At 73.4% G+C, this 25,519-nt stretch carries 24 protein-coding genes; 15 read left to right on the top strand and 9 right to left on the bottom strand.

The genetic code is table 11. The features are described from left to right. The first annotated feature begins 1 nt into the window (after window position 1). From shc to KSE_RS08610, 5 genes are all read left to right on the top strand, one after another. Window positions 2-1,960 carry a squalene--hopene cyclase gene (gene shc / locus KSE_RS08630; RefSeq protein ID WP_014134901.1) on the top strand — a complete coding sequence of 653 codons (1,959 nt, stop codon included), beginning with the start codon at window positions 2-4 and terminating at the stop codon, window positions 1,958-1,960. Continuing rightward, complete coding sequence (locus tag KSE_RS08625; RefSeq protein WP_014134900.1) at window positions 1,957-2,625, top strand: phosphorylase family protein; 669 nt, start codon at window positions 1,957-1,959, stop codon at window positions 2,623-2,625. Before shc ends, KSE_RS08625 begins: the two co-directional genes overlap by 4 nt. A 3-nt stretch (window positions 2,626-2,628) precedes the next feature. Next, complete coding sequence (hpnH, locus tag KSE_RS08620; protein WP_014134899.1) at window positions 2,629-3,654, top strand: adenosyl-hopene transferase HpnH; 1,026 nt, start codon at window positions 2,629-2,631, stop codon at window positions 3,652-3,654. Between the two features lie 112 nt (window positions 3,655-3,766). Then, a complete protein-coding gene (dxs, locus tag KSE_RS08615) occupies window positions 3,767-5,692 on the top strand; it encodes a 1-deoxy-D-xylulose-5-phosphate synthase (RefSeq protein ID WP_014134898.1) in 1,926 nt (641 codons plus the stop codon). A gap of 22 nt (window positions 5,693-5,714) precedes the next feature. After that, window positions 5,715-7,106 (top strand): aspartate aminotransferase family protein, encoded by a 1,392-nt coding sequence (locus tag KSE_RS08610; RefSeq protein ID WP_014134897.1) that lies wholly within the window; start codon window positions 5,715-5,717, stop codon window positions 7,104-7,106. 10 nt (window positions 7,107-7,116) lie between these two features. Here KSE_RS08610 and KSE_RS08605 read toward each other — a convergent pair whose 3' ends face one another. The 4 genes from KSE_RS08605 to fabG all read right to left on the bottom strand — a co-directional run bounded on the left by KSE_RS08605 (window position 7,117) and on the right by fabG (window position 10,073). After that, window positions 7,117-7,368 carry a DUF6343 family protein gene (locus tag KSE_RS08605; RefSeq protein ID WP_407927469.1) on the bottom strand — a complete coding sequence of 84 codons (252 nt, stop codon included), beginning with the start codon at window positions 7,366-7,368 and terminating at the stop codon, window positions 7,117-7,119. 144 nt (window positions 7,369-7,512) lie between these two features. Then, entirely contained in the window at window positions 7,513-8,412 is a 900-nt protein-coding gene (locus KSE_RS08600) for a phosphatase PAP2 family protein (RefSeq protein ID WP_014134895.1), read from the bottom strand. A 504-nt stretch (window positions 8,413-8,916) separates the two neighbouring features. Continuing rightward, window positions 8,917-9,108: a hypothetical protein gene (locus tag KSE_RS08595; RefSeq protein WP_014134894.1), complete on the bottom strand. Its 192-nt coding sequence runs from the start codon at window positions 9,106-9,108 to the stop codon at window positions 8,917-8,919. Window positions 9,109-9,287: 179 nt separating this feature from the next. After that, entirely contained in the window at window positions 9,288-10,073 is a 786-nt protein-coding gene (gene fabG, locus KSE_RS08590) for a 3-oxoacyl-ACP reductase FabG (protein WP_051055141.1), read from the bottom strand. Window positions 10,074-10,557: 484 nt separating this feature from the next. Here fabG and KSE_RS44415 point away from each other — a divergent pair, with 484 nt between their 5' ends. Continuing rightward, window positions 10,558-11,382 (top strand): MarR family winged helix-turn-helix transcriptional regulator, encoded by an 825-nt coding sequence (locus KSE_RS44415; RefSeq protein WP_231873143.1) that lies wholly within the window; start codon window positions 10,558-10,560, stop codon window positions 11,380-11,382. A gap of 245 nt (window positions 11,383-11,627) precedes the next feature. Here the strand turns inward: KSE_RS44415 and KSE_RS08580 are convergent, their stop codons facing one another. Beyond that, window positions 11,628-12,503, bottom strand: a complete 876-nt coding sequence (locus tag KSE_RS08580) for an aldo/keto reductase (protein WP_014134891.1) — start codon at window positions 12,501-12,503, stop codon at window positions 11,628-11,630. Between the two features lie 359 nt (window positions 12,504-12,862). On the opposite strand from KSE_RS08580, the gene KSE_RS08575 reads away from it, so the two are divergent. Next, window positions 12,863-14,824, top strand: a complete 1,962-nt coding sequence (locus tag KSE_RS08575; RefSeq protein ID WP_014134890.1) for an ABC transporter transmembrane domain-containing protein — start codon at window positions 12,863-12,865, stop codon at window positions 14,822-14,824. Between the two features lie 115 nt (window positions 14,825-14,939). Continuing rightward, window positions 14,940-16,709, top strand: a complete 1,770-nt coding sequence (locus KSE_RS08570) for an ABC transporter ATP-binding protein (RefSeq protein WP_014134889.1) — start codon at window positions 14,940-14,942, stop codon at window positions 16,707-16,709. Window positions 16,710-16,806: 97 nt separating this feature from the next. Here the strand turns inward: KSE_RS08570 and KSE_RS39795 are convergent, their stop codons facing one another. Next, window positions 16,807-17,436 (bottom strand): YbhB/YbcL family Raf kinase inhibitor-like protein, encoded by a 630-nt coding sequence (locus KSE_RS39795; RefSeq protein ID WP_014134888.1) that lies wholly within the window; start codon window positions 17,434-17,436, stop codon window positions 16,807-16,809. Window positions 17,437-17,643: 207 nt separating this feature from the next. Between KSE_RS39795 and KSE_RS43590 the strand changes: the two genes are divergently transcribed. The 6 genes from KSE_RS43590 to KSE_RS08535 all read left to right on the top strand — a co-directional run bounded on the left by KSE_RS43590 (window position 17,644) and on the right by KSE_RS08535 (window position 21,956). Then, a complete protein-coding gene (locus KSE_RS43590; RefSeq protein ID WP_014134887.1) occupies window positions 17,644-17,892 on the top strand; it encodes a LapA family protein in 249 nt (82 codons plus the stop codon). Window positions 17,893-17,972: 80 nt separating this feature from the next. Further along, complete coding sequence (locus tag KSE_RS08555; protein ID WP_033260374.1) at window positions 17,973-18,701, top strand: amino acid ABC transporter ATP-binding protein; 729 nt, start codon at window positions 17,973-17,975, stop codon at window positions 18,699-18,701. A gap of 11 nt (window positions 18,702-18,712) precedes the next feature. Then, a complete protein-coding gene (locus KSE_RS08550) occupies window positions 18,713-19,624 on the top strand; it encodes a glutamate ABC transporter substrate-binding protein (protein WP_014134885.1) in 912 nt (303 codons plus the stop codon). A gap of 14 nt (window positions 19,625-19,638) precedes the next feature. Continuing rightward, window positions 19,639-20,283, top strand: a complete 645-nt coding sequence (locus tag KSE_RS08545; RefSeq protein WP_014134884.1) for an amino acid ABC transporter permease — start codon at window positions 19,639-19,641, stop codon at window positions 20,281-20,283. Continuing rightward, window positions 20,280-21,137, top strand: coding sequence for an amino acid ABC transporter permease (locus tag KSE_RS08540; protein ID WP_014134883.1), 858 nt, complete (start codon window positions 20,280-20,282; stop codon window positions 21,135-21,137). Before KSE_RS08545 ends, KSE_RS08540 begins: the two co-directional genes overlap by 4 nt. Window positions 21,138-21,293: 156 nt before the next feature. After that, the gene (locus tag KSE_RS08535) at window positions 21,294-21,956 is read left to right on the top strand and encodes a spermidine synthase family protein (protein WP_014134882.1); all 663 of its coding nucleotides are present in this window, start codon (window positions 21,294-21,296) and stop codon (window positions 21,954-21,956) included. A 9-nt stretch (window positions 21,957-21,965) separates the two neighbouring features. On the opposite strand, the gene KSE_RS08530 is transcribed toward KSE_RS08535, so the two are convergent. Beyond that, a complete protein-coding gene (locus tag KSE_RS08530) occupies window positions 21,966-23,780 on the bottom strand; it encodes a glycosyl hydrolase family 18 protein (RefSeq protein WP_014134881.1) in 1,815 nt (604 codons plus the stop codon). Window positions 23,781-24,175: 395 nt separating this feature from the next. On the opposite strand from KSE_RS08530, the gene KSE_RS38240 reads away from it, so the two are divergent. Next, on the top strand, window positions 24,176-24,502 hold the full coding sequence (locus tag KSE_RS38240; protein ID WP_014134880.1) for a hypothetical protein: 327 nt from the start codon (window positions 24,176-24,178) through the stop codon (window positions 24,500-24,502). 72 nt (window positions 24,503-24,574) lie between these two features. Here KSE_RS38240 and KSE_RS08520 read toward each other — a convergent pair whose 3' ends face one another. Then, window positions 24,575-24,982 (bottom strand): DUF4259 domain-containing protein, encoded by a 408-nt coding sequence (locus tag KSE_RS08520; protein ID WP_014134879.1) that lies wholly within the window; start codon window positions 24,980-24,982, stop codon window positions 24,575-24,577. Window positions 24,983-25,022: 40 nt separating this feature from the next. After that, window positions 25,023-25,451, bottom strand: coding sequence for a DUF4259 domain-containing protein (locus KSE_RS08515; protein WP_014134878.1), 429 nt, complete (start codon window positions 25,449-25,451; stop codon window positions 25,023-25,025). Between the last annotated feature and the right edge of the window lie 68 nt (window positions 25,452-25,519).

Here is a 25,519-nt window from a genome sequence, read left to right as displayed (position 1 = left end):
AGTGACAGCAACCGCGGGTGGAAGGCTCGGACCCCAAACCTCAGTTGCCCCAGCACGATCTGACGATTCCTCACCAGCGGCGGCGCTCAGCCGCGCCACCGCGCACCTGCTGTCACTCCAGCACGCCGACGGCTGGTGGAAGGGCGACCTGGAGACCAACGTCACCATGGACGCCGAAGACCTGCTGCTCAGGGAGTTCCTGGGCATCCGCACCGAGGAGCAGACCCGGGCCACCGCGGCCTGGATCCGCTCCCGGCAGCGGGAGGACGGCACCTGGGCCACCTTCCACGGCGGCCCGCCCGAACTCTCCACCACCGTCGAGGCGTACGTGGCCCTCCGGCTCGCCGGGGACGCCCCGGACGCCCCGCACATGCGGGCCGCCGCCGCCTTCGTCCGCGAACGCGGCGGCCTCGCCGCAGCCCGGGTGTTCACCCGGATCTGGCTCGCCCTGTTCGGCTGGTGGCCCTGGGAGAAGCTCCCCGAACTGCCGCCCGAGATCCTGTTCCTGCCCAACTGGGCGCCGCTGAACATCTACTCCTTCGGCCAGTGGGCCCGGCAGACCATCGTCCCGCTCACCGTGGTCTCCGCGCACCGCCCGGTCCGCCCCGCCCCGTTCGGCCTCGCCGAACTGCACGCCGACCCCGCCGACCCGTACCCCGACCGGCCGCTCGCCCCCGCGCACAGCTGGGACGGCCTGTTCCAGCGGCTCGACCAGCTGATGCACCGCTACCACCGGCACGCCATCAAACCGGTCCGCCGCCTCGCGCTGCGGCAGGCCGCCGCCTGGATCATCGAACGGCAGGAGGCCGACGGCTGCTGGGGCGGCATCCAGCCGCCCGCCGTCTACTCGCTGATCGCCCTGCGGCTGATGGGCTACCGGCTCGACCACCCGGTGATGAAGGCCGGACTCGCCGCCTTCGACTCCTTCACCGTCCACACCGACGACGGCAAGCGCTGGATGGAAGCCTGCCAGTCCCCGGTCTGGGACACCTGCCTGGCCGCCATCGCGCTGCGCGACGCCGGACTGCCCGGCGACCACCCCGCGCTGGTCCGGGCCGGCGACTGGATGCTCGGCGAGGAGATCACCACCCGCGGCGACTGGGCCGTCAAACGGCCCCGGCTGGCCCCCGGCGGCTGGGCCTTCGAGTTCCAGAACGACACCTACCCGGACGTCGACGACACCGCCGAGGTCGTCCTCGCGCTGCGCCGGATCGACCACCCCGACACCGCCCGGCTGGCCGGCGCCGTCGAACGGGCCGTCGACTGGAACCTCGGCATGCAGTCCAAGGACGGCGCCTGGGGCGCCTTCGACGCCGACAACACCAGCACGCTCCCCAACAAGCTGCCGTTCTGCGACTTCGGCGAGGTCATCGACCCGCCCTCGGCCGACGTCACCGCGCACGTGGTCGAGATGCTCGCCGAGACCGGCCGCACCCGCGACCCGCGCACCCGGCGCGGCGTCGCCTGGCTGCTGCGCCACCAGGAGGCCGACGGCTCCTGGTTCGGCCGCTGGGGCACCAACTACATCTACGGCACCGGCTCGGTGCTGCCCGCCCTGATCGCCGCCGGGATCACCCCCGGCCACCCCGCCGTCCGGCGCGCCGTCGCCTGGCTGGCCGACCGGCAGAACCCGGACGGCGGCTGGGGCGAGGACATGCGCTCCTACGAGGACCCGGCCACCTGGGCCGGCCGCGGCGAGTCGACCGCCTCGCAGACCGCCTGGGCGCTGATGGCGCTGCTGGCCGCCGGCGAGCGCGAGTCGGAGCAGGTCGAGCGCGGCGTCGCCTGGCTGACCACCACCCAGCGCCCCGACGGGACGTGGGACGAACCCCAGTTCACCGGCACCGGGTTCCCCTGGGACTTCTCCATCAACTACCACCTGTACCGCCTGGTCTTCCCGGTCACCGCGCTCGGCCGCTACCTGCACGACGCCCCGCTCGGCCGGGGCGGTGGGAAGTGAGCGGGCCGCTGCTGGTGCTCTGCGCGCTCGGGCCGGAGGCCTGGGCGCTGCGCGGCGGGGACTGGTCCGGCGCGGCCGGCGGGCCGCCGGTGCTGGCCAGGACCGGGATGGGCCGCCGGGCCGCCGGGCGGAAGGCCGCCGCGCTGCTCGACGCGGGCGGCTACGGGGCGCTGGTGGTCGCCGGGTTCGGCGCCGCGCTCGGCCCCGGGACGCGGCCCGGCGAGGTGATCGTCGCCGACCGGGTCACCGACGCCGAGGGCGCCGCCCACCCGCTGGCCTCCGCGCCCGCGCTGGCCACCGCGCTGGAGGAGGCCGGCCTGCGGGTCCACCTCGGCACCCACCGCACCGCCGACCGCGTGGTGCGCGGCGCCGAACGGGCCCGGCTGCACCGCGAGGGCGCGCTCGCCGTCGACATGGAGGCCGCCGCCGTCCTCGCCGCCCGCGCCGCCCACGCCCCCGAACTGCCCGCGGCCGTGCTGCGGGTGGTGGTCGACACCCCCGAGCGGGAACTCGTCCGCCCCGGCACCCTGCCGGCCGGGGTGCGCGCCTGGCGGTCCCTGCGGGCCGCCGTACCCGCCCTCACCGCGTGGCACCGGCAGGAGGTCGCCACGCCCGCACAGCTGACGAACCCACAGCCCTCGACGCTCCCCCAGGAGGCGAGCTAAGCCATGGCCATGCCGCTGCGTCAGACCATCCGCGTGTCCACCTACCTCATGCAGCAGAAGATCAGGCGCCGGGACAAGTTCCCGCTCATCGTCGAGTTGGAGCCGCTGTTCGCCTGCAACCTCAAGTGCGAGGGCTGCGGCAAGATCCAGCACCCGGCGGGCGTCCTCAAGCAGCGGATGCCGGTCGCCCAGGCGGTCGGCGCGGTCCTGGAGTGCGGGGCGCCGATGGTCTCCATCGCCGGCGGCGAGCCGCTGATGCACCCGCAGATCGACGAGATCGTCCGCCAGCTGGTCGAGCGCCGCAAGTACGTCTTCCTGTGCACCAACGCCCTGCTGCTGCGCAAGAAGCTCGACAAGTTCACCCCTTCGCCGTACTTCACCTTCGCCGTCCACATCGACGGCCTGGAGGAGCGGCACGACGCCTCGGTGGCCAAGGAGGGCACCTTCGCGGAGGCCGTCGAGGCGATCAAGGAGGCCAAGCGGCGGGGCTTCCGGGTCACCACCAACTCGACCTTCTTCAACACCGACACCGCGCAGACCGTCGTCGAGGTGCTGGACTTCCTCAACGACGACCTCAAGGTCGACGAGATGATGATCTCCCCGGCCTACGCGTACGAGAAGGCCCCCGACCAGGAGCACTTCCTCGGCGTCGAGCAGACCCGCGAACTCTTCCGGAAAGCCTTCTCCGGCGGGAACCGGCGGCGCTGGCGGCTCAACCACAGCCCGCTCTTCCTGGACTTCCTGGAGGGCAAGGTCGACTTCGAGTGCACCGCCTGGGGCATCCCCAACTACTCGCTGTTCGGCTGGCAGCGCCCCTGCTACCTGATGTCCGACGGGTACGTCCCCACCTACCGGGAGCTGATCGAGAAGACCGACTGGGACAAGTACGGCCGCGGCCGCGACCCGCGCTGCGACAACTGCATGGCCCACTGCGGGTACGAACCGACCGCCGTGCTCGCCACCATGGGCTCGCTCAAGGAGTCGATCCGCGCCGCCCGCGAGACCCTCGCCTCGCCCAAGGCGGTCTGACCGGCCGTCACGGCCCGGCGCGGGCGGACCACGCCGACAGGCGACCGCGCCCGCCGGGCCGCAGGCTGGACCAGACAGCCACGTACGACGAACCGGCCGTGAGGGGTACGACATGCCACTGCTGAGCCAGATCACCGGGCCCGCCGACCTCAGACGACTGCACCCCGAGCAGCTGCCGCTGCTCGCCGACGAGATCCGCGACTTCCTGATCGACGCCGTCACCCGCACCGGCGGCCACCTCGGCCCCAACCTCGGCGTGGTCGAGCTCAGCATCGCCCTACACCGGGTCTTCGACTCCCCGCGCGACCGCGTCCTGTGGGACACCGGCCACCAGGCCTACGTGCACAAGCTGCTCACCGGCCGGCAGGACTTCAGCCGGCTGCGCGCCAAGGACGGCCTCTCCGGCTACCCCTCGCGCGCCGAGTCCGAACACGACCTGATCGAGAACTCGCACGCCTCCACCGCGCTCGGCTACGCCGACGGCATCGCCAAGGCCAACCAACTGCTCGGCGCCGACCGGCACACCGTCGCCGTGATCGGCGACGGCGCGCTCACCGGCGGCATGGCCTGGGAGGCGCTCAACAACATCGCCGAGGCCGAGGACCGCCCGCTGGTCATCGTCGTCAACGACAACGAGCGCTCCTACGCGCCCACCATCGGCGGCCTCGCCCACCACCTCGCCACCCTGCGCACCACCCGCGGCTACGAGCGCTTCCTCGCCTGGGGCAAGGACGCCCTGCAGCGCACCCCCGTGGTCGGGCCGCCGCTGTTCGACGCGCTGCACGGCGCCAAGAAGGGCTTCAAGGACGCCTTCGCCCCGCAGGGCATGTTCGAGGACCTCGGTCTGAAGTACCTCGGCCCGATCGACGGCCACGACATCGCCGCCGTCGAACAGGCGCTGCGCCAGGCCCGGAACTTCGGCGGGCCCGTCATCGTGCACTGCCTGACCGTCAAGGGCCGCGGCTACCGGCCCGCCGAGCAGGACGAGGCCGACCGCTTCCACGCCGTCGGCCCGATCGACCCGTACACCTGCCTGCCGATCTCGCCGTCCGCCGGGGCCTCCTGGACTTCGGTGTTCAGCCAGGAGATGCTCGCCCTCGGCGCCGAGCGGCCCGACCTGGTCGCCGTCACCGCCGCGATGCTGCACCCCGTCGGGCTCGGCCCGTTCGCCGCCGCGCACCCCGGGCGGACCTACGACGTCGGGATCGCCGAGCAGCACGCCGTCGCCTCCGCCGCCGGCCTGGCCACCGGGGGGCTGCACCCCGTCGTCGCGGTGTACGCGACCTTCCTGAACCGGGCCTTCGACCAGGTGCTGATGGACGTCGCGCTGCACAAGCTGGGCGTCACCTTCGTGCTCGACCGGGCCGGGGTCACCGGCAACGACGGGGCCTCGCACAACGGCATGTGGGACATGTCGATCCTGCAGGTCGTGCCCGGGCTGCGGCTGGCCGCGCCGCGCGACGCCGACCGGCTGCGCGAACAGCTCCGGGAGGCCGTCGCGGTCGAGGACGCGCCCACCGTGGTGCGCTTCCCCAAGGGCGACCTCGGCCCCGAGATCCCGGCGGTCGAGCGGATCGGCGGCGTCGACGTGCTGGCCCGCACCGGCCCCAGCCCCGACGTGCTGCTGGTCGCCGTCGGCTCGATGGCCCCCGCCTGCCTGGACGCCGCCGCGCTGCTCGCCGCCGAGGGCATCACCGCCACCGTCGTCGACCCGCGCTGGGTCAAGCCCGTCGACCCCGCCCTCGTCGCGCTGGCCGCCGCGCACCGGATGGTGGTCACCGTCGAGGACAACGGGCGGGCCGGCGGCGTCGGCGCCGCCGTCGCCCAGGCGATGCGGGACGCCGAGGTCGACACCCCGCTGCGCGACCTCGGCGTCCCGCAGGAGTTCCTGGCGCACGCCTCGCGCGGTGAGATCCTGGAGGAGATCGGACTCACCGGCACCGGCGTCGCCGCCCAGACCGCCGCCTACGCCCGCCGCCTGCTGCCCGGCACCCGGAGCGGCGCCCAGGAGTACCGGCCCCGGGTGCCGCGCAAGTAGCCACCGATCGGAGAGAACCAGCGTGACCCAGGCCGAACCGTTCGACCTCGCCGCCCTGCTCGACGCCCGGGGCGGCGAGCGCTACGAGCTGCACGCCCGCTACCTCAACCCGCAGCTGCCCCGGATGCTGCACACCATCGGCTTCGACCGGTACTACGAACGCGCCAAGGGCCCGTACTTCTACGACGCCGAGGGCAACGAGTACCTCGACATGCTCGCCGGGTTCGGCATCTTCGCGCTCGGCCGGCACCACCCCGCCGTCCGGGCCGCGATCGAGCAGGCGATGGAGCTGGAGACGGCCGACCTGACCCGCTTCGACTGCTCCCCGCTGCCCGGCCTGCTCGCCGAGCAGCTGATCGCCCACGCCCCCGGCCTGGACCGGGTGTTCTTCGGCAACAGCGGCACCGAGGCGGTCGAGACCGCGCTCAAGTTCGCCCGCTACGCCACCGGCAGGCGCCGCGTCCTGTACGCCGACCACGCCTTCCACGGCCTCACCGCCGGCTCGCTCTCGGTCAACGGCGAGGCCGGCTTCCGCAAGGGCTTCGACCCGCTGCTGCCCGACACCCCGATCCCGCTCGGCGACCTGGACGCGCTGCGCAAGGAGCTGAAGAAGGGCGACGTCGCGGCGCTGATCGTCGAACCGATCCAGGGCAAGGGCGTGCTCGCCCCGCCGCCCGGCTGGCTGGCCGCCGCCCAGGAACTGCTGCACGCCCACAAGGCGCTGCTGATCTGCGACGAGGTGCAGACCGGCGTCGGCCGCACCGGCACCTTCTTCGCCTACCAGGCCGAGGAGGGCGTCCGCCCCGACCTGGTGTGCGCCGCCAAGGCGCTCTCCGGCGGCTACGTGCCGATCGGCGCCACCCTCGGCAAGTCGTGGATCTTCGAGAAGGTGTACTCCTCGATGGACCGGGTGCTGGTCCACTCCGCCAGCTTCGGCTCCAACGCCCAGGCGATGGCCGCCGGCCTGGCCACCCTGCACGTGATGCGGCAGGAGGGCGTGGTGGAGAACGCCGCCCGGGTCGGCGAACTGCTCCGGAGCCGGCTGGCCGCGCTCACCGAGCGGTACGAGCTGCTCGCCGAGGTGCGCGGGCGCGGACTGATGATCGGCATCGAGTTCGGCCGGCCCAAGTCGCTCAAGCTGCGCACCGGCTGGACGGCGCTGCAGGCCGCCCGCAAGGGGCTGTTCGCGCAGATGGTGGTGGTGCCGCTGCTGCAGCGGCACCGGATCCTCACCCAGGTCTCCGGCGACCACCTGGAGGTGATCAAGCTGATCCCGCCGCTGATCGTCACCGAGAAGGAGGTCGACCGCTTCGTCGACGCCTTCACCGAGGTGATGGACGACGCGCACCGCGGCAGCGGCCTGATGTGGGACTTCGGGCGGACCCTGGTCAAGCAGGCGGTCGGCTCGCGCTGAACCGCCCCGCTCACAGCTCGGTGCGGCGGCGGCGGACCACCACCCAGAGGTCCGCCGCCGCGACCAGGGTCAGCACCCCGCAGACCACCGCGAACACGGTCAGCGTGCCGCTGCCCGGCACGCCGTGCGGGGAGGCCAGCGACGCCCACACCGCGAAGCCCGCCGTGCACAGCGCGAAGAACGGCAGGAACAGCACCGACAGCAGGAACCGCAGCTTCAGGTCACTGCGCGCGGTGGCCGGCTCCGTCCCGCTCAACCACACCTTCGGCGTCCTGGCGCGCCGCATACGCAACCGCCTCCCTCGTACCCTTTCCAGCCTAGGGCTGTCAGGGCCGGTTCGGATGCGGGGAGGCGGAGCGATGGACGGGGCGACGACGGACGGGACGACGACGGACGGGACGGGCGACTACCCGGGGCTGCCGGTGGAGCGGGCCCGGGAGCTGGCCGCCGAGCGGGGCTGGCGCACGGTGCGGGCGGTGGCGCCGGACGGGCCGCTGACCATGGAGTACCGCTCGGACCGGCTCAACCTGGCGGTGCGGGACGGCGTGGTGGAGCGGGCCTGGACCGGCTGAGGCCGGGGCGGCCAGGCCGGGCGGGGGGCCGCCGCCGGGTACGGGCGGGTGGCCGGGGCGGCCGGGCGGGCGAACCGGCCGTCCCGGTGCCAGGCCGCCAGCACCCACCGGTCCAGCGCGGCCAGCGCGGGCTCGGCCGGCGGCAGCGCCAGCAGCACCAGGGCGCCGGCCGCCCAGCCGGCGAAGACGTCCGAGATCCAGTGGGTGCCCAGGTAGACGGTGGTCAGCCCGATCGAGGCGGCGGTGAGTGCGGCCAGCGCGGCGCCGGTCCGCCGCCAGCGGACGGCCAGGTAGGCCAGCACGCCCCAGGTGACCACGGCGTTCGCGGTGTGCCCGGAGGGGAAGATGCTGCCGCCGGAGAACAGCTCGGGCGAGCCCACGTAGTGCGCGTAGTGCGGGCCCAGCCGGCCGGTGAGGATCTTCACGCCGCCGACCGTGAGGTTCAGCAGCAGCAGCGCCGTGCCCATCACCAGCAGCGGCCGGGCCGAGTGCGAGCGGTAGCAGCGCCAGCCCAGCCAGAGGCAGGCCGCGATCGCGGTCGGGCCGCGCTGCCCGGCGACCACCCAGATGTCCAGGTAGGGCAGCGCCCCGGGCCACTGCTTGTACGGGCGCAGCTGCTGCAGGTGCCAGTCCAGGTCGACCAGCGGCGAGTCGTACAGGATGGCCACCACCACCGCCAGGTAGAGCAGTCCGACCAGGCCGAAGAGCAGGCCGTGCCGCCGGCTGATCGACACGGGACCGGATTCGTTCGTTCCGGTGGCTGATTCGCGTCCGGATCGGACCGGAACCGGGCGTGGAGCGGTCGATATCTGATGCTCGGGGTATTCGGGTTCGGCTGGCACGGCTTCGACATTACCGGTCGGCCCCGGGCGGTCCGGTGGATTCGCCGGATCTGTCACCCGGTGGCGCCGTGTCGTCCGGACATCCGCCATAGCGGCAGTTCAGGGTCGGGGCGGCCGGGCGGAAAAGCGGCGGGGCGTGGGGGAAATCACGCTCTCCGGCGCTTCGTGTCTCCGTATTCCGCTGGTTTCAGCGGAATTTCACCGGGTAGTGCGAGAACGAATGAGGCGGCCGATTTCCGGTGACGCCGGTCACTTCCGGGTCGTGCGCGGAAATCGGCCGCCGTTGCGAACGGGCGACGCCAGGGGTGCCGCCCGGGTGCCGCCGGGCGGGTCGCCGGAGCGTCGCCGGGCGGGTCGCCGGGGTGCCGCCGGGCGGGTCGCCGGGGGCGGCGGACCTCAGGGGAGCAGGCGCTCGACGGCCGCCGGGCCGTTCTCCTCCAGGTCCTTCCTGGCCTTCTCGACCAGCTCCGGGGTGGGCGTCCGCCCCGAGGCCATCACCAGGTCCTCGGGGTCGACCGGGTTCTCCGCCCCGGTGTGCAGCAGGTAGTCCGGGGTCGGCTCGGACTCGCTGTCCGTGGAATCGGTCATCAAGATCCTCCGTCGGTGGAGCGCCGCGGGGCCCGCTCCGGCCCCCGCGGCGGGGCGCGCCCGCCGCCGGGGGCCGGCGGCGGGAGGTCTGCCATCGAGTCTGGACCCGCGCCCCGGGCCGCGCACCACGAGCGCCCGGCCGGTCGGACCGGCCGGGCGCTCGCGAGGGAGAGGGACGGTCAGTCGAGCGGGCCGCCCGCGACGTAGATGACCTGGCCGGAGACGAAGCCCGCGCCCTCGGAGGCCAGGAAGGAGATGGTGTGCGCGATGTCGTCCGGCGTGCCGACCCGCTGGACCGGGATGGCGGAGGCGGCCGCCTGCTTGAACGCCTCGAACTCCATGCCGACCCGGGCGGCGGTGGCCGCGGTCATGTCGGTGGCGATGAAGCCCGGGGCGACCGCGTTGGCGGTGATGCCGAACTTGCCGAGCTCGATCGCCAGGGTCTTGGTGAAGCCCTGCAGACCGGCCTTGGCGGCCGAGTAGTTGGCCTGGCCGCGGTTGCCCTGGGCGGAGGAGGAGGACAGGTTGACGATCCGTCCGAAACCGGCCGCCACCATGTGCTTCTGCACCGCGCGGGTCATCAGGAAGGCGCCCTTGAGGTGCACGTTCATCACGGTGTCCCAGTCGGACTCGGACATCTTGAACAGCAGGTTGTCGCGGAGCACGCCGGCGTTGTTCACCAGCACCACCGGGGTGCCGAGCTCGGCGGCGATCCGGTCCACCGCGGCCTGCACCTGCTCGGCGTCCGACACGTCCGCGCCGACCGCCAGCGCGCGGCCGCCCGCGGCCTCGATCGCCTCGGCGGTGCCCTTGGCGGTCGACTCCTCCAGGTCGACCACGGCGACGGCGTAACCGTCCGCCGCCAGCCGGAGCGCGGTGGCCGCGCCGATCCCACGGGCCGCACCCGTCACCACCGCCACCCGGGCCGGGGCGTCGGCGGTCACGGACGTGCTCTGCTCGGTCATCTTCGTACTCGTCTCTCTCGAAGTCGGACGACGGGAGCGGCACGGGCCGACGATCCGTCGATGAGAAATAAATGAGTTGCGCGAGGGCGCAGGCAGCCAACCCTACCGATGAGTAGGGTTTCCCGACAGGGGCAGCGCCGCAGGTGACAGAGGGTGAGGGCGAAAAGCGGCCAGGCGGGTGAACCGGGTTGGGCGTGGTCCCGACATACGGGGGAAATATGCCAACTTCGCCGATCCTGCGACTACTCTGCGCCCCTACCTGCCAGTCCAGGCCGACCGTTTGTATAGTGTGCGCCAGCAGCCACCGGCTGCACGGCCGACGCGTCCTCACTCACAGCGGGATGCTCACTCGCCGTTACTGCCCCGCTCGGGTGTCCCACACACACCCGAGCGTGACACCGGGACGGATTTCATGGTGCTGGGGGAGATCCCGACAACCCGCGTGCCCGGCCGACTGCAGCAGTCGCCCGGTCACCTCATCCGCGTGGCCCAGCAGGTGCACACCCGCTTGTGGTCCGAATACGTCGGTACCGAGCTGACGGCTCCGCAGTTCGCGGTGCTGCTGGTACTGGCACTCGAGCCCGGAGCCGACCAGCGCACGGTCGGCGAACGGGCCTCGCTCGACAAGGCGACGATGGCCGAGATGGTCGCCCGGCTGGTCCGGCGCGGCCTGGTGCTGCGCCGCCGCGACCCGGCCGACGGCCGGCGCAAGCTGCTGGCCCTCTCGCAGAGCGGCGCTCAGGCCGTGCGCGAGGCGACCGGCGGCGTGGTCCGGGTCCAGCGGACCCTGTTCGAGCCGCTGAGCCCGGACGAGCAGCTGGAAATCGTCCAGATCATGGCCCGGATAGCCCGGCTGGAGCCGGGTGCCGTCGCCGTGATGGCGGACGCCCGACCGACGCTGGACGCCCAGCGGGCCATCGGCTACCTGATCCGGGTCGCCCAGCAGGTGCACACCAAGCTCTGGTCGGAGAAGGTCGGCACCGAGCTGACCGCTCCGCAGTACGCGGTGCTGGACGCGCTGGAGACCGAGCCGGGCGCCGACCAGCGCACGGTCGGCGAGCTGGCGTCGCTCGACAAGGCGACGATGGCCGAGATGGTCAGCCGGCTGGTCCGGCGCGGCCTGGTGCTGCGCCGGCGCGACCCCTCGGACGGGCGCCGCAACCTGCTCTCGCTCTCCCCGACCGGCCAGGAGCTGCTGCACCGCTCCACCGCCGGGGTCCGCGAGGTCCAGGAGGCGCTGCTCGCCCCGCTGGAGCCGCACGAGCACGCGCAGGCGCTGGCGCTGCTCGGCAAGGCGGCTCGGCTGTAACGATTCTGCAAAGCGCTGCCCGGTGATCCCCCTGGTCCCGCGGGCGGCGATCACGCTCCGGCCGGTAACGCGGCACCGCCGGGGCGGGCCGGGAAGGGGCCGACACCAGCTGGTGTCGGCCCCTTCCGGGTTTCCGCTGGGCCCGCCTCGCTGACGGTATGTCAGCGACGTCCTGTTGGTGATGGTCCGTCAGTCGCGGTGCGTTGGTGACGGCCCGTCAGTGGGAGGTCGGCGGCGGTGGGCGGTCAGTTCCAGTCGAAACCGGCCGGGTCCGGGCCGATCCGCTGCTCGGTGGCCAGGCCGGCGATCGCCGCGAGGTCCTCGGCGTCCAGCTCGAAGCCCGTGACGTCCAGGTTCTCCCGGATCCGGGCCGGGGTGACCGACTTCGGGATGGCGATCACGCCGGACTGCAGGTGCCAGCGCAGCACCACCTGGGCCGCGGTGCGGCCGTGCTTGGCGGCGACGGCCAGCAGGGCGGGCTCGGCCAGCAGGTCCTTGCCCTGGCCCAGCGGGCTCCACGCCTCGGTGGCGATGCCGTGCTCGGCGTGCAGCGCGCGCAGCTCGGCCTGCGGGAAGTACGGGTGCAGCTCGATCTGGTTGAGGACCGGCTTCACCTCGGCCTCCTTGAGCAGGAGCTGGAGGTCCGGCACCCGGAAGTTGGAGACGCCGATCGCGCGGACCCGGCCCTCGGCGTGCAACTGCTCGAAGGCGCGCCAGATGTTCAGGAAGGTGTTGCCGTGCATCGGACGCGGCCAGTGGATCAGGTACAGGTCCAGCACGTCCAGCCGGAGGCGGTCGAGCGAGGCGTCGAAGGCGCGCAGCACCCGGTCGCGGCCCTGCTCGCCGGACCAGTCGACGGTGCCCGAGTTCCACAGCTTGGTGGTCACGAACAGCTCGTCCCGGGCGATGCCGGACTCCAGGACGGCCTGGCCGGTGCCCGTCTCGTTCTCGTAGATCTCGGCGGTGTCGATCGAGCGGTAGCCCGCTTCGAGCGCGGCGCGCACGGCCGGGACGGCCTCCGCGTCCGGCACCTGCCAGACGCCGAAGCCGAGCTGCGGGATCCGCACGCCGTTGTTCAGCGTGATCGCGGGGATCTGGGGTACTGCGGGAGTGCTGGTCACGAGAAGGGGTGCCCTTCGGTTGCGCTTCTGCTTCCGAGAGGGTGGCAACGACAACTAACAGCGGTCTATTCCCGGGACCGGGGAGTTCCCCGGAACGGATGAAAGCGGGCGGGGCCGGCGGCCGGATCAGGCCGATCCGCCGGAAAACCTGTTGCGTGCCTCACGCGGCGGCGGACAGGCTCACCGCATGTGACGAGCTGAACACGCCCTTCCGCCGCGCGCCTTCGACGTGCCGCGCCGTGCCGCATTGCTGCCGCTACCGCTGCTCCTGCCGCTGCCGCTGCCGCTGCCCGGCTCCGGCGGGCCGTCCCGTCCTGTTCCGTCCCGTGCTGTCCCACCCCCCTCGTAATGGAGCGACCATGCCGCTCGTCTCCCTGCCGCTGTCCGATCCGGGCCGCCCCGACCTGAGTTCACCACTCGCCTTGCTGCGCTGGCTCGGCCGCGCCCAGCGCCGCGGCCAGCTCCTCGCCACCCTGTGGAGCACGCTGGAGCTCGGCGCGATGGCCGCGCTGCCGGTCGCGGTCGGCCTCGGCGTCCAGGCCGTCATCGACCGGGACGCCCGGGCGCTGCTGACGGCGGGTCTGCTCGCCCTGCTGCTGTCCGGCGTCCAGACCGCGATGACGGTGCTGCTGCACCGCCAGGTGGTGTGGAACTGGATCCACGCGGCCGCCCAGGTCCGCCAACTGCTGGCCCGGCAGGCCTCCGCCCTGGGCGGCGGGCTGAACCGGCGGATCTCCACCGGCGAGATCGTCGCCGTCTCCAGCGGCGACGTCGAGAAGATCGGCTGGTACGTCGAACTCACCGCCCGGCTGTACGGCGCGGTGCTGGCCTGGCTCGGGGTCAGCGCGGTGGTGCTGTGGCGGCAGCCCGCCCTCGGGCTGGCCGTGCTGCTCGGGGTGCCGGTGCTGGCCGTCGTGGTCTGGCCGCTGCTCGCGCCGTTCGAACGGCGCTACACCGAGCAGCGGGCGCTCGGCGGCAGGGCCTCCGCGCTGGCCGCCGACACGGTGGCCGGGCTGCGGGTGCTGCGCGGCATCGGCGGCGAGGAGCTGTTCCTGCGCCGGTACCGCGCCGCTTCGCAGCGGGTCCGGGCCGCGGCCGTGCGGACCGCCCGCTCCTGGGCGGTGCTGCAGGCCCAGGAGGTGCTGCTGCCCGGCCTGTTCGTCATCGGCGTCACCTGGTACGGCGCCCGGCTGGTCCGTGACGGGTCGATCGGCGTCGGCGAGCTGATCGCCGTCTACGGCGCCACCGCCTTCCTCGCCGCCCCGCTACGGGTCATCGGCGAGGCCGCCCGGGCCTGGGGCGTCGCCCGGGTCTCCGCCGAGCGGGTGGTGAAGGTGCTCTCGCTGACCAGGGAGGGGGTGGGGGTGGCTGAAAGCGTTGGTAACGGAGCGTCAGATTCTTTGGAAGGCAAGGTAGTTGCTGGGGCTGAGGGGAGCGGTGGCTCGGCGGATTCGGCGGAGCTGGTGCGGCGGGCCGCCCGGTCGGACCTGCACGACCCGGTCAGCGGGCTGACCGCCCGGGCCGGCCGGCTGACCGCCGTGGTCTGCGGCGACCCGGACCTGGCGGGCGAGTTGGCGGCCCGGCTGGGCGGGCGGCCCGCGCTCGCCGAGGACGAGCGGCCCAAGCCCTCCGTCCGGCTCGGCGGCGTCGAGTTGGACGGGGTGCTGCTGGCCGACGCCCGGGCCGCGGTGCTGGTCCACGACAAGGAACCGGTGCTGCTCTCCGGCACGCTGGCCGACCTGCTCGACGTCCCCCGCTCCGGCCGGGTCGACCCCGCCGCCGCGCTGGCCGCCGCCCGTGCTCAGGACGCGCTGGACGCGCTGGTCGACGGCTCGCCCGAGTGCGCGGGCGACCCGATGGCGGCCCGGATCACCGAGCGCGGCCGCTCGCTCTCCGGCGGCCAGCGCCAGCGCCTCGCGCTGGCCCGCTCGCTGGTCGCCGACCCACCGGTGCTGGTGCTGGACGAACCGACCAGCGCGGTCGACGCCCACACCGAGTCGCGGATCGCCGCCGGCCTGCGCGAGCTGCGGGCCGGGCGGACCACGGTGGTCTTCGCCACCAGCCCGCTGCTGCTCGACCAGGCCGACACCGTCCTGCTGCTGCGGCAGGGCCGGGTCGCCGCCACCGGCACCCATCGCGAGCTGATGGCGGGCGACCCGCGCTACCGCACCGTCGTCACCCGGGACGAGAACGCCCCCGGCGAGCCGTCGGCCGCGGTCGGGGGCGTGCCGGCGGCTGCGACGGCTGCGGTTGTGGCGTCGGCTGCGGTTTCCGGTGGGGAGGCCGAGGGCGGTGCCGGGCCGGCGGGGGGTGGCGGGTGACCGGTCCCCGGCCGCACGTTCGGCCTCCGTACGTCCACCTGTACCTCCCCTACCTCTACCTCCACTACCTCCACGTCCACTGCCCGGAGGGGCGGCGAAGTCGAAGGAGCACGTCGTGAAGTCCCCGGAGATCCACGAGCAGGAGCTGACCGCCACGCTGCCGGTCGGGTCCACCAAGGCGGTGCGGGCGTACGGGCGGATGCTGCTGCGGCGCCACCGAGGCGGGTTGGCGGGGGTGGTGGCTCTGCACGGGACGGCGACGGTGGCGGGGCTGGTCGGGCCCGCGGTGCTCGGGGCGCTGGTGGAGTCGTTGTCGGTCCGGGGCGGTGGGCGGATCGCCGCCGCGATCGGCTGGTACCTGACGGCGCTGGTGGTGCAGTCGGTGTTCACCGGGCTGTCGCTGCTGCGCGGCAGCGTGCTCGGCGAGGAGGTGCTGGCCGACCTGCGGGAGGACTTCCTGGTCCGCTCGGTGGGGCTGCCGCTCGGCGTGCTGGAGCGGGCCGGTACCGGCGACCTGGTCTCCCGGGGCACCACCGACATCGACCGGCTGGCCCGCTCGGTCCGCGACGCGGTGCCCGAACTGGTGGTCGCCGTGGTCTCGGTGGCGCTGGTGCTCGGCGCGCTGCTGGTGACCTCGCCGCTGCTGGCCGCCACCGCGCTGCTCGGCCTGCCGCTGCTGGTCTGCACCTCCCGCTGGTACTTCAAGCGGGCCCCGCAGTCCTACCGCCACGAGTCCGCCGGGTACGCGGCGGTCAACACCGTGCTCGCCGAGACGGTCGACGCCGGGCGGACGGTCGAGGCGCTGCAGCTCGGCGAGCGCCGGGTCGAGCTGACCGACCGGAAGATCCGGGACTGGGTGGCCTGGGAACGGTACACGCTCTGGCTGCGCAGCGTCTGGTTCCCCACCGTGGACGGCACCTACGCGCTGGCCGTGCTCGGCACCCTGGTGCTGGGCGGGCTGTTCGCGCTGCACGGCTGGGTCAGCCCGGGCCGGCTGACCGCCGGCGTGCTGTACGCCCAGGCGCTGGTGCATCCGGTCTCCCGGATCCTGCGCTGGTACGACGAGCTGCAGATCGGGCAGACCTCGCTGGCCCGGCTGGTCGGCGTCCGCGAGGTCGCCGAGCCGGAGACCGACGAGGAGCTCCGCCCGGACGGCCGCCGGGTCGAGGCCGAGCGGGTCAGCTTCGGCTACCGCGAGGGGACGGACGTGCTGCGCGACATCACGCTGGACGTCGCGCCGGGCAGCCGGGTCGCGCTGGTCGGGCCGTCGGGGGCGGGCAAGTCGACGCTCGGCCGGCTGCTGGCGGGCATCTACGCGCCGGGCCGCGGCCGGGTCACGCTCGGCGGGGCGCCGCTGTCGCGGATGCCGGCCGAGCGGGTCCGCACCGAGGTCGCGCTGGTCAACCAGGAGCACCACGTCTTCGTCGGCACCCTGCGGGACAACCTGCACCTGGCCCGGGCCGGGGCCGACGACACCGAGCTGCGGGCGGCGCTCGCCGCCGTCGACGCGGAGGGCTGGGTGGACGCGCTGCCCGACGGGCTGGACACCGAGGTCGGTTCCGGCGGCACCGCGCTGACGCCCGCGCAGGCCCAGCAACTGGCGCTGGCCCGGCTGGTGCTCGCCGACCCGCACACCCTGGTGCTGGACGAGGCGACCTCGCTGCTCGATCCGCGGGCGGCCCGGCACCTGGAACGCTCGCTCTCCCGGGTGCTGGCCGGGCGCACCGTGGTGGCGATCGCCCACCGGCTGCACACCGCGCACGACGCCGACGTGATCGCGGTGGTCGAGCAGGGCCGGATCACCGAGTACGGCTCGCACCCCGAGCTGGTGGCCTCGGGCGGTCCGTACGCGGCGCTCTGGAAGTCCTGGCGGGACGAGAAGTAGGGGCAGGGGGTAGGGGGGAAGGGGAGGAGCGCGAGGGGCGGCCGACCGGCCGGGGGGAGGAGGCGGTGGGCGTGGCGGTCCCGGCCGGTCGGGTGGGTCAGGGCCGGCGGAAGGTGCCGATGATGCTGGTGGCTCCGAGCACGTAGGGCTGGATGTCGGCGGTGACCTCTTCGTAGGTCAGCCCCGCGCTGGGCAGGGACGGGGTGGCGAGGGCGTAGAGGGTGAAGACGTAGTGGTGCGGCTGGCCGGTGGCGGGCGGGCAGGGGCCGCCCCAGCCGACCACCTCCGGCATGCCGTTGGTGTCGAAGCTGTTGGCGCCCTGGGTGTACTGGAGGGTGCCGTGGCCGTCGATCCGGCGGGCGTCGCCGGGGATGTCGTAGAGCACCCAGTGGTGCCAGCCACCGGCCAGGGGGGCGTCCGGGTCGTTCACCAGCAGGGCGTAGCCGAGCGTTCCGGCCGGGGCGTTGCGCCAGTCCAGCTGCGGCGCGAGGTTCTTGCCCTGGCAGGGGGCGCCCTCGGAGCCGGGGCCGCCGAACTCCGTCCAGCTCGGGAGCTTGCCGCCGTCGCGGAAGTCCGGGCTGGTGAGAGTGAAGGGCTTGAGGCGGGCGGCCCCCGAGGAGGCGTCCGCGGTGGCCGCCGGAGCGGCGGCGGCCAGGAGCGTGCCGCTGACGGCCAGGGCGGCGGCGACGGCGGCCGCGCGGCGTCCGGGTCGGCGAGAGTTGATCAACGTGTCCCCCGTGCAGATGAGTTGATGCTCCGTCATGGTGACGGCGGCGCCAGCCAAGCGGTGTTGCGGCGGGAGGTCAAGGGGGCGGGCGGGGCGGCTTCGGCGGGGGCGGGGGTAGCCCGGACGGGCGCGGCGGACGGGTGAATGGGCGGGGGCGGCGGGGTGGCGCGCCGTCCCGGGGGCGGGGGGCGGGCGCAGACTGCGGGGGTGACCAAGACATCAGGTGGTTCTCCGTCGGGCACCCAGCGCAACGAGATCGCGGGCATCCCGACCCGGTACATCGGCATCGGCGTCATCGTGGTGCTGGCGGTCTGGTTCCTGTTCGCCAACCTGGACAAGGTGAAGATCCAGTTCTGGGTGTTCACCGTCACCTGCCCGCTGTGGATCGCGCTGCTGGCGACGCTGCTCGCCGGGACGGCGCTGGGCTGGCTACTGAAGGGGCGGCGCAGCAGGTGACGGATGCCGGGGCGGGAGCGTCCGGCCTGCCGGGCGGTCCGCCGGGCGGGGGGTCGGAGGGGCGTCCGGAGGGGGCGCCGCTGATCGAACTGCGCGGGGTGAACAAGCACTTCGGGCAGCTGCACGTGCTGCGGGACATCGACCTGGCGGTGGGCCGGGGCGAGGTCGTGGTGGTGATCGGCCCGTCCGGGTCGGGCAAGTCGACGCTGTGCCGGGCGATCAACCGGCTGGAGACGGTGGAGAGCGGCAGCATCCTGATCGAGGGGCGGCCGCTGCCCGCGGAGGGCAAGGGCCTGGCGCGGCTGCGGGCCGAGGTCGGGATGGTGTTCCAGTCCTTCAACCTGTTCGCGCACAAGACCGTGCTGCAGAACGTCACGCTCGCCCCGGTCAAGGTCCGCAAGCGCGGGAAGGCCGCGGCGGAGGCCACCGGCCGGCAGCTGCTGGAGCGGGTCGGGCTGGCGGCGCACGCGGACAAGTACCCGGCGCAGCTCTCCGGCGGGCAGCAGCAGCGGGTGGCGATCGCCCGGGCGCTGGCGATGGACCCGAAGGCGCTGCTGTTCGACGAGCCGACCTCCGCGCTCGACCCCGAGATGATCAACGAGGTGCTGGAGGTCATGCGCGCGCTGGCCGCCGAGGGCATGACCATGGTGGTGGTCACCCACGAGATGGGCTTCGCCCGGTCGGCCGCCAACCGCGTGGTGTTCATGGCGGACGGGCGGATCGTCGAGGACCGCGCCCCCGAGGAGTTCTTCGCGGACCCGCGCAGCGAGCGGGCCCGCGACTTCCTCTCCAAGATCCTGAAGCACTGAGGGGGCCGGGGATGAGGCGACGCGTCGGAGCGCTGCTGCTCGCGCTGCTGACCGGGGCCGGAGCCGGGGGAGTGGCGGGCTGCGGCAAGGAGGGCACGCCGCCGCCGAAGGGGCCGCAGGCCGGTGCGCTGCCGAGCTACCAGGTGCGCGGCGGCGACGCCGTGACCGGCTCGCCGACCCTGGACGCGGCCCGCGCGCGCGGCCACCTGGTGGTCGGCGCGAAGGAGGACCAGCCGTACCTGGGGCAGAAGAACCCGGCCACCGGCGAGTACTCCGGCTTCGACATCGAGATCGCCCGGATGGTCGGCGCCGACCTGGGCTTCGCCCCCGAGCGGATCGAGTTCCGCACCATCGCCTCCGCCAACCGCGAGACGGCGCTGCAGAACGGTCAGGTCGACTACTACGTGGGCACCTACACCATCAACGACAACCGCAAGAAGCTGGTCGGCTTCGCCGGCCCGTACTTCGTCGCCGGCCAGTCGCTGCTGGTCCGGAAGAACGAGACGAAGATCGACGGGCCGCAGGACCTGGCCGGGCGGAAGGTCTGCTCGGCGGCCGGGTCGACCCCGTACCAGCGGATCCAGAAGAACTACCCGCAGGCGAAGCTGATCGGCTACGACACCTACTCGGCCTGCGTGGACAACCTGATCACCGGCCAGGTCGACGCGGTGACCACCGACAACGCGATCCTGCAGGGCTACGCGGCGAAGGTCCCGGACGAGCTGCGGATCGCCGGGCAGCCGTTCTCCGAGGAGCCGTACGGCATCGGCGTGCCGAAGGGCGACACCGCGCTGCGGCTGGCGCTGGACGACGCGCTGGAGCGGCACGAGCGCGACGGGGACTGGAAGAAGGCGTACGACGCGACGCTCGGCCTGTCCGGGGTGCCCGCGCCCGAGCCGCCGGCCGTCGACCGCTACCGATAGGAGGGAGGAGGACGGTGCGCGTCCTGACCGACAACTGGTCGACGTACTGGCACGGGTTCCTCGGCACGCTGTGGCTGACCCTGGTGAGCGCGGTGCTGGCGCTGGTGCTCGGGGCGGTGGTCGCGGGCTTCCGGGTGTCGCCGGTGAAGCCGCTGCGGGTGTTCGGCACCGGGTGGGTGACGGTGCTGCGGAACACGCCGCTGACGCTGCTGTTCTTCATCGTGGTGCTGGGGCTGCCCCGGTTCGACATCACGCTGCCGTTCTTCACCTTCGCGGTGCTCGCGCTGGGCTGCTACACCTCGGCGTTCGTCTGCGAGACGCTGCGCTCCGGGGTGAACACGGTGCCGACCGGGCAGGGCGAGGCGGCGCGCAGCCTGGGGCTGACGTTCGGCCAGACGCTGCGCCTGGTGGTCCTGCCGCAGGCGTACCGCTCGGTGGTCGCCCCGCTGGGCAGCGTGATGATCGCGCTGGCGAAGAACACCGCGATCGCCGGCTCGTTCAGCGTGGTCGAACTGCTCGGCACCTACCGGACGATCAACGAGCTGGGCTACGACATCGTCTGGACCTTCGTCTGGATCGCGGCCGGCTACCTGGTCCTGACGCTGGCGATCAGCGCGCTGTTCAACCTGCTGGAGCGACGGGTGGCGGTGTCCCGATGACGGTGGAGTCCTCCGCGCTGTACGACGTGCCCGGTCCGAAGGCGCTGGCCCGGCACCGGCTGTACGGGTGGCTGGCGCTGCTGGCGATCGCCGCGGTGCTCGGCTGGGTGGTCTACATGCTGTTCCACACCGAGCAGTTCACCTACCAGAAGTGGATGCCCTTCGAGTACAAGGGCGTCCAGGAGCTGCTGCTGCGCGGCCTGGGCAACACCCTGCGGGCCTTCGGCTGGACGGTGCTGTTCGCGCTGCCGTTCGGCGCGCTGTTCGCCGCGGGCCGGCTCTCCGAGCACCGGGCGGTGCGCTGGGTGTCCACCGTGGTGGTGGAGTTCTTCCGGGCGATGCCGCTGCTGGTGATGATCTTCTTCATCTTCGTCGCCCTCAAGGCCCCGCCGATGTGGGCGCTGGTGGCCGGGCTGGCGCTGTACAACGGGTCGGTGCTGGCCGAGGTGTTCCGGGCCGGGGTGCTCGCGGTGCCCAGGGGGCAGAAGGAGGCGGCGTACGCGCTGGGGCTGCGCAAGACCCAGGTGATGGCGTACGTGCTGGTGCCGCAGGCGAACCGGGCGATGCTGCCGGCCATCGTCAGCCAGCTGGTGGTGGCGCTGAAGGACACCTCGCTCGGGTTCCTGATCACCTACGAGGAGTTCCTGCACGCGGGCAAGCTGATCGCCACCAACCTGGACTACGACCTGCCGTTCATCCCGGTGGTGATGGTGATCGCCCCGGTCTACATCGGCATGTGCCTGCTGCTCTCCTGGTTCGCCAAGTGGCTGGAGCGGCGCGGGCGGCGCGACCCGAAGGTGAGGGGCGGCGCGCCGGTCGCGCCGACCGGGCTCACGCCCGACCCGCAGGGGTAGCGGACGGTGACCGGGCGGGTCGGTTAGGGTCAGGAGGTCGACGATCGGTGCCGATCTCCGAGGAGCTGCCGCGTGTCCGTACTGTTCGAGGGGCCGGTGGGAACAGGGCCGGCGGAGGCGGGGCCGGCGGGGGCGGGGCTGCCCAGTCGGCGGGGGATGGACGAGGCCGAGGTGCTCGACCGGCGGCGGAGCGCGAGCGGCGAGGTGGTGCTGCGGCGGCGCGGCGGGCACTGCGAGGTCATCGTGAACGGCTGCTTCCTGATGGACACCGTCGACGGTCGCTCCGAACGGCTGCTGGTGGCGGCCGCGGCGGCGGAACTCGCGGGCGTGCGGCGGCCCAGCGTGCTGATCGGCGGGCTGGGCGTCGGCTTCTCGCTGGCGCACGCCGCCGCCGAGCCGCGCTGGGGGCGGATCGCCGTGGTCGAGCGGGAGGAGGCGGTCATCGACTGGCACCGCACCGGCCCGCTCGGCGCGTTCTCCGCCGGGGCGCTGGACGACCCCCGGGTGGAGGTGCTGCACACCGACCTGGTGGCCTACCTGGCGGCGGCGGGCGAGCGCTACGACGCGCTCTGCCTCGACATCGACAACGGGCCGGACTGGACGGTCGGGGCCGAGAACGACCGGCTGTACGGGCCGGTCGGGCTGGCCGCCGCCGCGGCCCGGCTCAACTCCGGCGGGGTGCTGGCGATCTGGAGCGCGCAGCCGTCCGCCGCGTTCGAACGGGCGCTGCGGGCAGCCGGGTTCACCGGTGTCCGGAGCGAGGAGATCGCGGTCGAGCGCGGCGTGCCGGATGTCGTCCACCTGGCACGCCGCGCCTGAACTGACCTTTCACTTCAGTCCGTTGGCGAGCGCCGTCATCAACTCGCCGTTGGCGGTGTCGCCGTCGAAGGACCAGATCATCGCCCCGGCGAGGCCCTGCTCCTTGATCCAGGCGGCCTTCCGGCTGATCTCGGTCGGGTCGTCGTAGGTGTAGAGCACGGTGCCGTCGTAGAGGTAGGCGTGCCCGGCCACCGGATCCCGGTAGAGGGTGTAACCGCCGCTCGCCAGCTTCTCCTTGAGCTTGTGGTAGTCCTCGAAGCCGTTCTCGTAGCTGCCCGGCGCGGGGCCGGTCGCGGGCTGGAACAGGCCGTTGGTGCTGCCGCGCGGCACGCCCGTCCAGCCGCGGCCGTAGAACGGGACGCCGAGGGTCAGCTTGGACTTCGGGGCGCCGCCGTCGAGGTACGCCTGGACGGCGATCTCCGAGCTGAACCGCCGGTCCGGGGCGGACGGGTCGTCGGCGGCGACCTTCAGCGCGGACTGCTGGTTGGTGGTCGTCTCCCAGGCGCCGTGGTAGTCGTAGCCCTGGACGGTGGCGAAGTCGAACGCGGCGAACAGGCCCGGGACGTCGATGCCCGCGATGATCTTCGCCGGGTCGGCGGGGAGGAACGCGCTCAGCGTGTAGTGCTTGCCGGTGGTGGCGCCGAGGGTGTCCAGCCGGCGGCGGAACTCCTGGGCCAGCAGGGTGTAGTTGGCCTTGTCGGCCGGGCGGATCACGTTGCCGAGGTGGCCCTCGGAGTTCGGCCACTCCCAGTCCAGGTCGATGCCGTCGAAGATGCCCGCCGCCGAGCCGGCACCGCCGCGGCCGTCGATCACCGGCAGGTTGCCCTTGATGTACAGGTCGACGCAGGAGGAGACCAGCGCCTTGCGGGAGGCGTCGGTGGCCGCCGCGTCGGAGAACCACTTGCTGTAGGACCAACCGCCCAGCGAGATCTGCACCTTGAGGTTCGGGTACTTGGCCTTCAGCTGCTTCAGCTGGTTGAAGTTGCCCGCCAGCTTCTGGTCCCAGGTGTCGGTCGTCCCCGCCACCGAGGTGCCGGAGTCCCAGCCGCGCCCGAAGTCCGCCCAGGCGTCGCCCGCGCCGTCGTCCGCGTTCGGGTCGGAGTCGTTGCCCGCCGCCTTGTCGGTGAGGAAGCACTGCTTGGTGGACGGGTGGATGTTGGCGAACGCGTAGTTCAGGTAGTCCAGCTTCGCGGCGCTGCCCGAGGTGTCCAGCCGCTTCACGCTGTAGCCGCGGGCGTACACCGACCACTGGGTGAAGTAGCCGATGGTCAGGCCGGTCCGGGGGTTGACCCGGCCGGTGCGCGCCGTCACCGGGCTGGAGGCCGGCGAGGTGTTGCCCGCCGCGTCCCGGGCCCGCACGGTGAAGGTGTACGGGGTGTCCGGGGACAGGCCGGAGACCGTCGCCGAGGTGGCGGGCGCCGCCACGGAGAGGGCCGGCGTCCCGCCGTTGTACACGTCGTACGCCGTCACGCCGACGTTGTCGGTCGCCGCGCCCCAGGCCAGGCCGATCGTGGTGGTGCCCGCCGAGGTGCCGATCGGGGTGCCCGGGGCGGACGGCGGCTCGAAGTCCGGCGGGGGCGGGACGATGTCCACCGTCACCGGGGCGGAGGCCGCCGAGCGGTTGGCCGAGGTGTCGAACGGGACCACGGTGAAGGTGTGCCGGCCTTCGGCCAGGCCGCCGATCGTCACCGCCGTGTCGTCGCCCGTCACGGTGGACACCTTGGCTGCGCCCGCGTACACGTCGTACCCGGCGACCCGGACGTTGTCGCTGGAAGCCGTCCAGGACACCGAGGCCCGGCCCGCGCCGGACTGCGACGCGACCACGTCGGCCGGTGGGGAGGCGGTACCGACGTCTGCGCATGAAGGGCTCCTGTGTCCGGGAGCGGCGCCCGCGCCGCCGCCAGGCGCACGCGGGGGGCTCCACTGCCTGTGGGGGAGGAGGTGTGCGGGTGCGGGCGGAGCGCAGGCCGCGGCCCGGCGGTGCCGGTGCGGGCATGCGGGCGGCGGGACTCCTGGGCCGTCGGGGAGCTGCGGAGGTCCTGTGCCACGGGATGGTAGGAATCAGGTAATGGAATGGCAATGGGTCTGGACCATTTCCGGGCTTTCGCAATGAGCCGGTAATGGACGGTTCGGGCGGTCCGTCCGGTGGGGGGAGCCGTGAGGGTGATGTGTGCGACACGCGTTCCCAACCGCCCCCGCGGTACGGCATGATCACTGGCATGCTCGAACGTGAGATCGAACTGCTGGGTCAGCTCCTGGAGGAGTTCGGCGACCTGCGGTTCCCCCCGGGCTGGTACGACCGGGAACCCGGAGGCATCAGCCTCGTCACCCTGGCCACCACGCTCGCCGGCTGCACCGCCGCCACCCTCGACGGCCCGCTCGACGACCGCCACCGCGAACACCTCCGGCAGCGCCGCGTCCTCCTCGCCGACCTGCTGCCCGAGGTCGCCGCCGACCCGTACGCCACCCGGTACTTCATCACGCTGTACCGGATGGCCGTCCTCGCCGAGGAGGTCGACGACGGGCGGGCCGGGGTGAGCGGCTAGCGGGGGCCCGGACCGGTCGGACGGGAGGGGCGGTCGGACGGGAGGGGGCGGTCGGACGGGGATCGGGGCTGGTCAGACGGGGAGCAGGGTGGTGCGCAGGGCCGTGACGGCGGCGCGCCAGTCGGCGGAGAGTTCGGTCTCGTCCCAGAGTTCGGCCAGTTCGGACTCCTCGGCCAGGACGCGCTCCACCGCGGCGAAGGCCAGCGGGCGGAGGTCGGCGAGCGGGGGAAGCGGCTGCTGGGGGCCGTAGGCCGTGGTGACGGGGGTGCCGCCGGGGCAGTGTGACGCGACCAGGGCGGCGGCCGCGAGGGCCGTGCAGGCCACGTCGGAGTCGAGGTAGTCGTCCGCCGCCACCGCCGCGGCCTCGGCGAGGGTTTCGCGGAGCAGCGCCGCGCGCTCCTCCGGGGCGGTGTCGTCGAGGGTGCCGCTGAAGTCGGCGGCGGTGTCGTTGTCGAAGTGGCCGGTGTCCCAGGCGCCCATGGCGGTTCTCCTGATGGTGGGTCGGGGAAGGGGGAACGGCTCAGAACAGGGTGGCTTGGGTGGGGGGCGGTGGGTCGCGGAGGACGGTCTGCAGGTGCTCCAGCTCGTTGCGCCAGGTCTGGTAGGCGGCGAACGCGTACCAGCCCTCGGTGAGTTCGGAATCCGGGCCGAGGGCGCGCGCGACCGCACGCGCGGCGAGCGGGCGGAGGTCGGCGAGCGGGGGGAGCGGTTGCCGGGGGCCGTGGGCGGTGGTGACGGGGGTGCCGCCGGGGCAGTGCGACGCGACCAGGGCGGCCGCCGCGACGGCGCGCAGGCCGTCGCCGTGCTCCAGGCAGTCGGACTTCCGCAGGGCGCGTGTCAGGGCGGCCCGGACCAGCGCCGCGCGGCGTTCGGGAGCGGCCTCGTCCAGCTCGTCGCCCAAGTCGGCCGCGTCGTCGTTGTCGAACGGGCCGGTGTCCCAGCTGCCCATGGCGACCTCCTGCGGTGGTGGTGAGTGGAGCTTCGCAGGGGGTGCTGACAAGCGGGGTGGCGGGTGGA

Origin of the sequence: Kitasatospora setae KM-6054, assembly GCF_000269985.1 — a bacterium.
Classification (GTDB): domain Bacteria; phylum Actinomycetota; class Actinomycetes; order Streptomycetales; family Streptomycetaceae; genus Kitasatospora; species Kitasatospora setae.
Note: the sequence above shows the minus strand (reverse complement) of the source record. Positions and strands in the feature narration are given on the sequence as shown.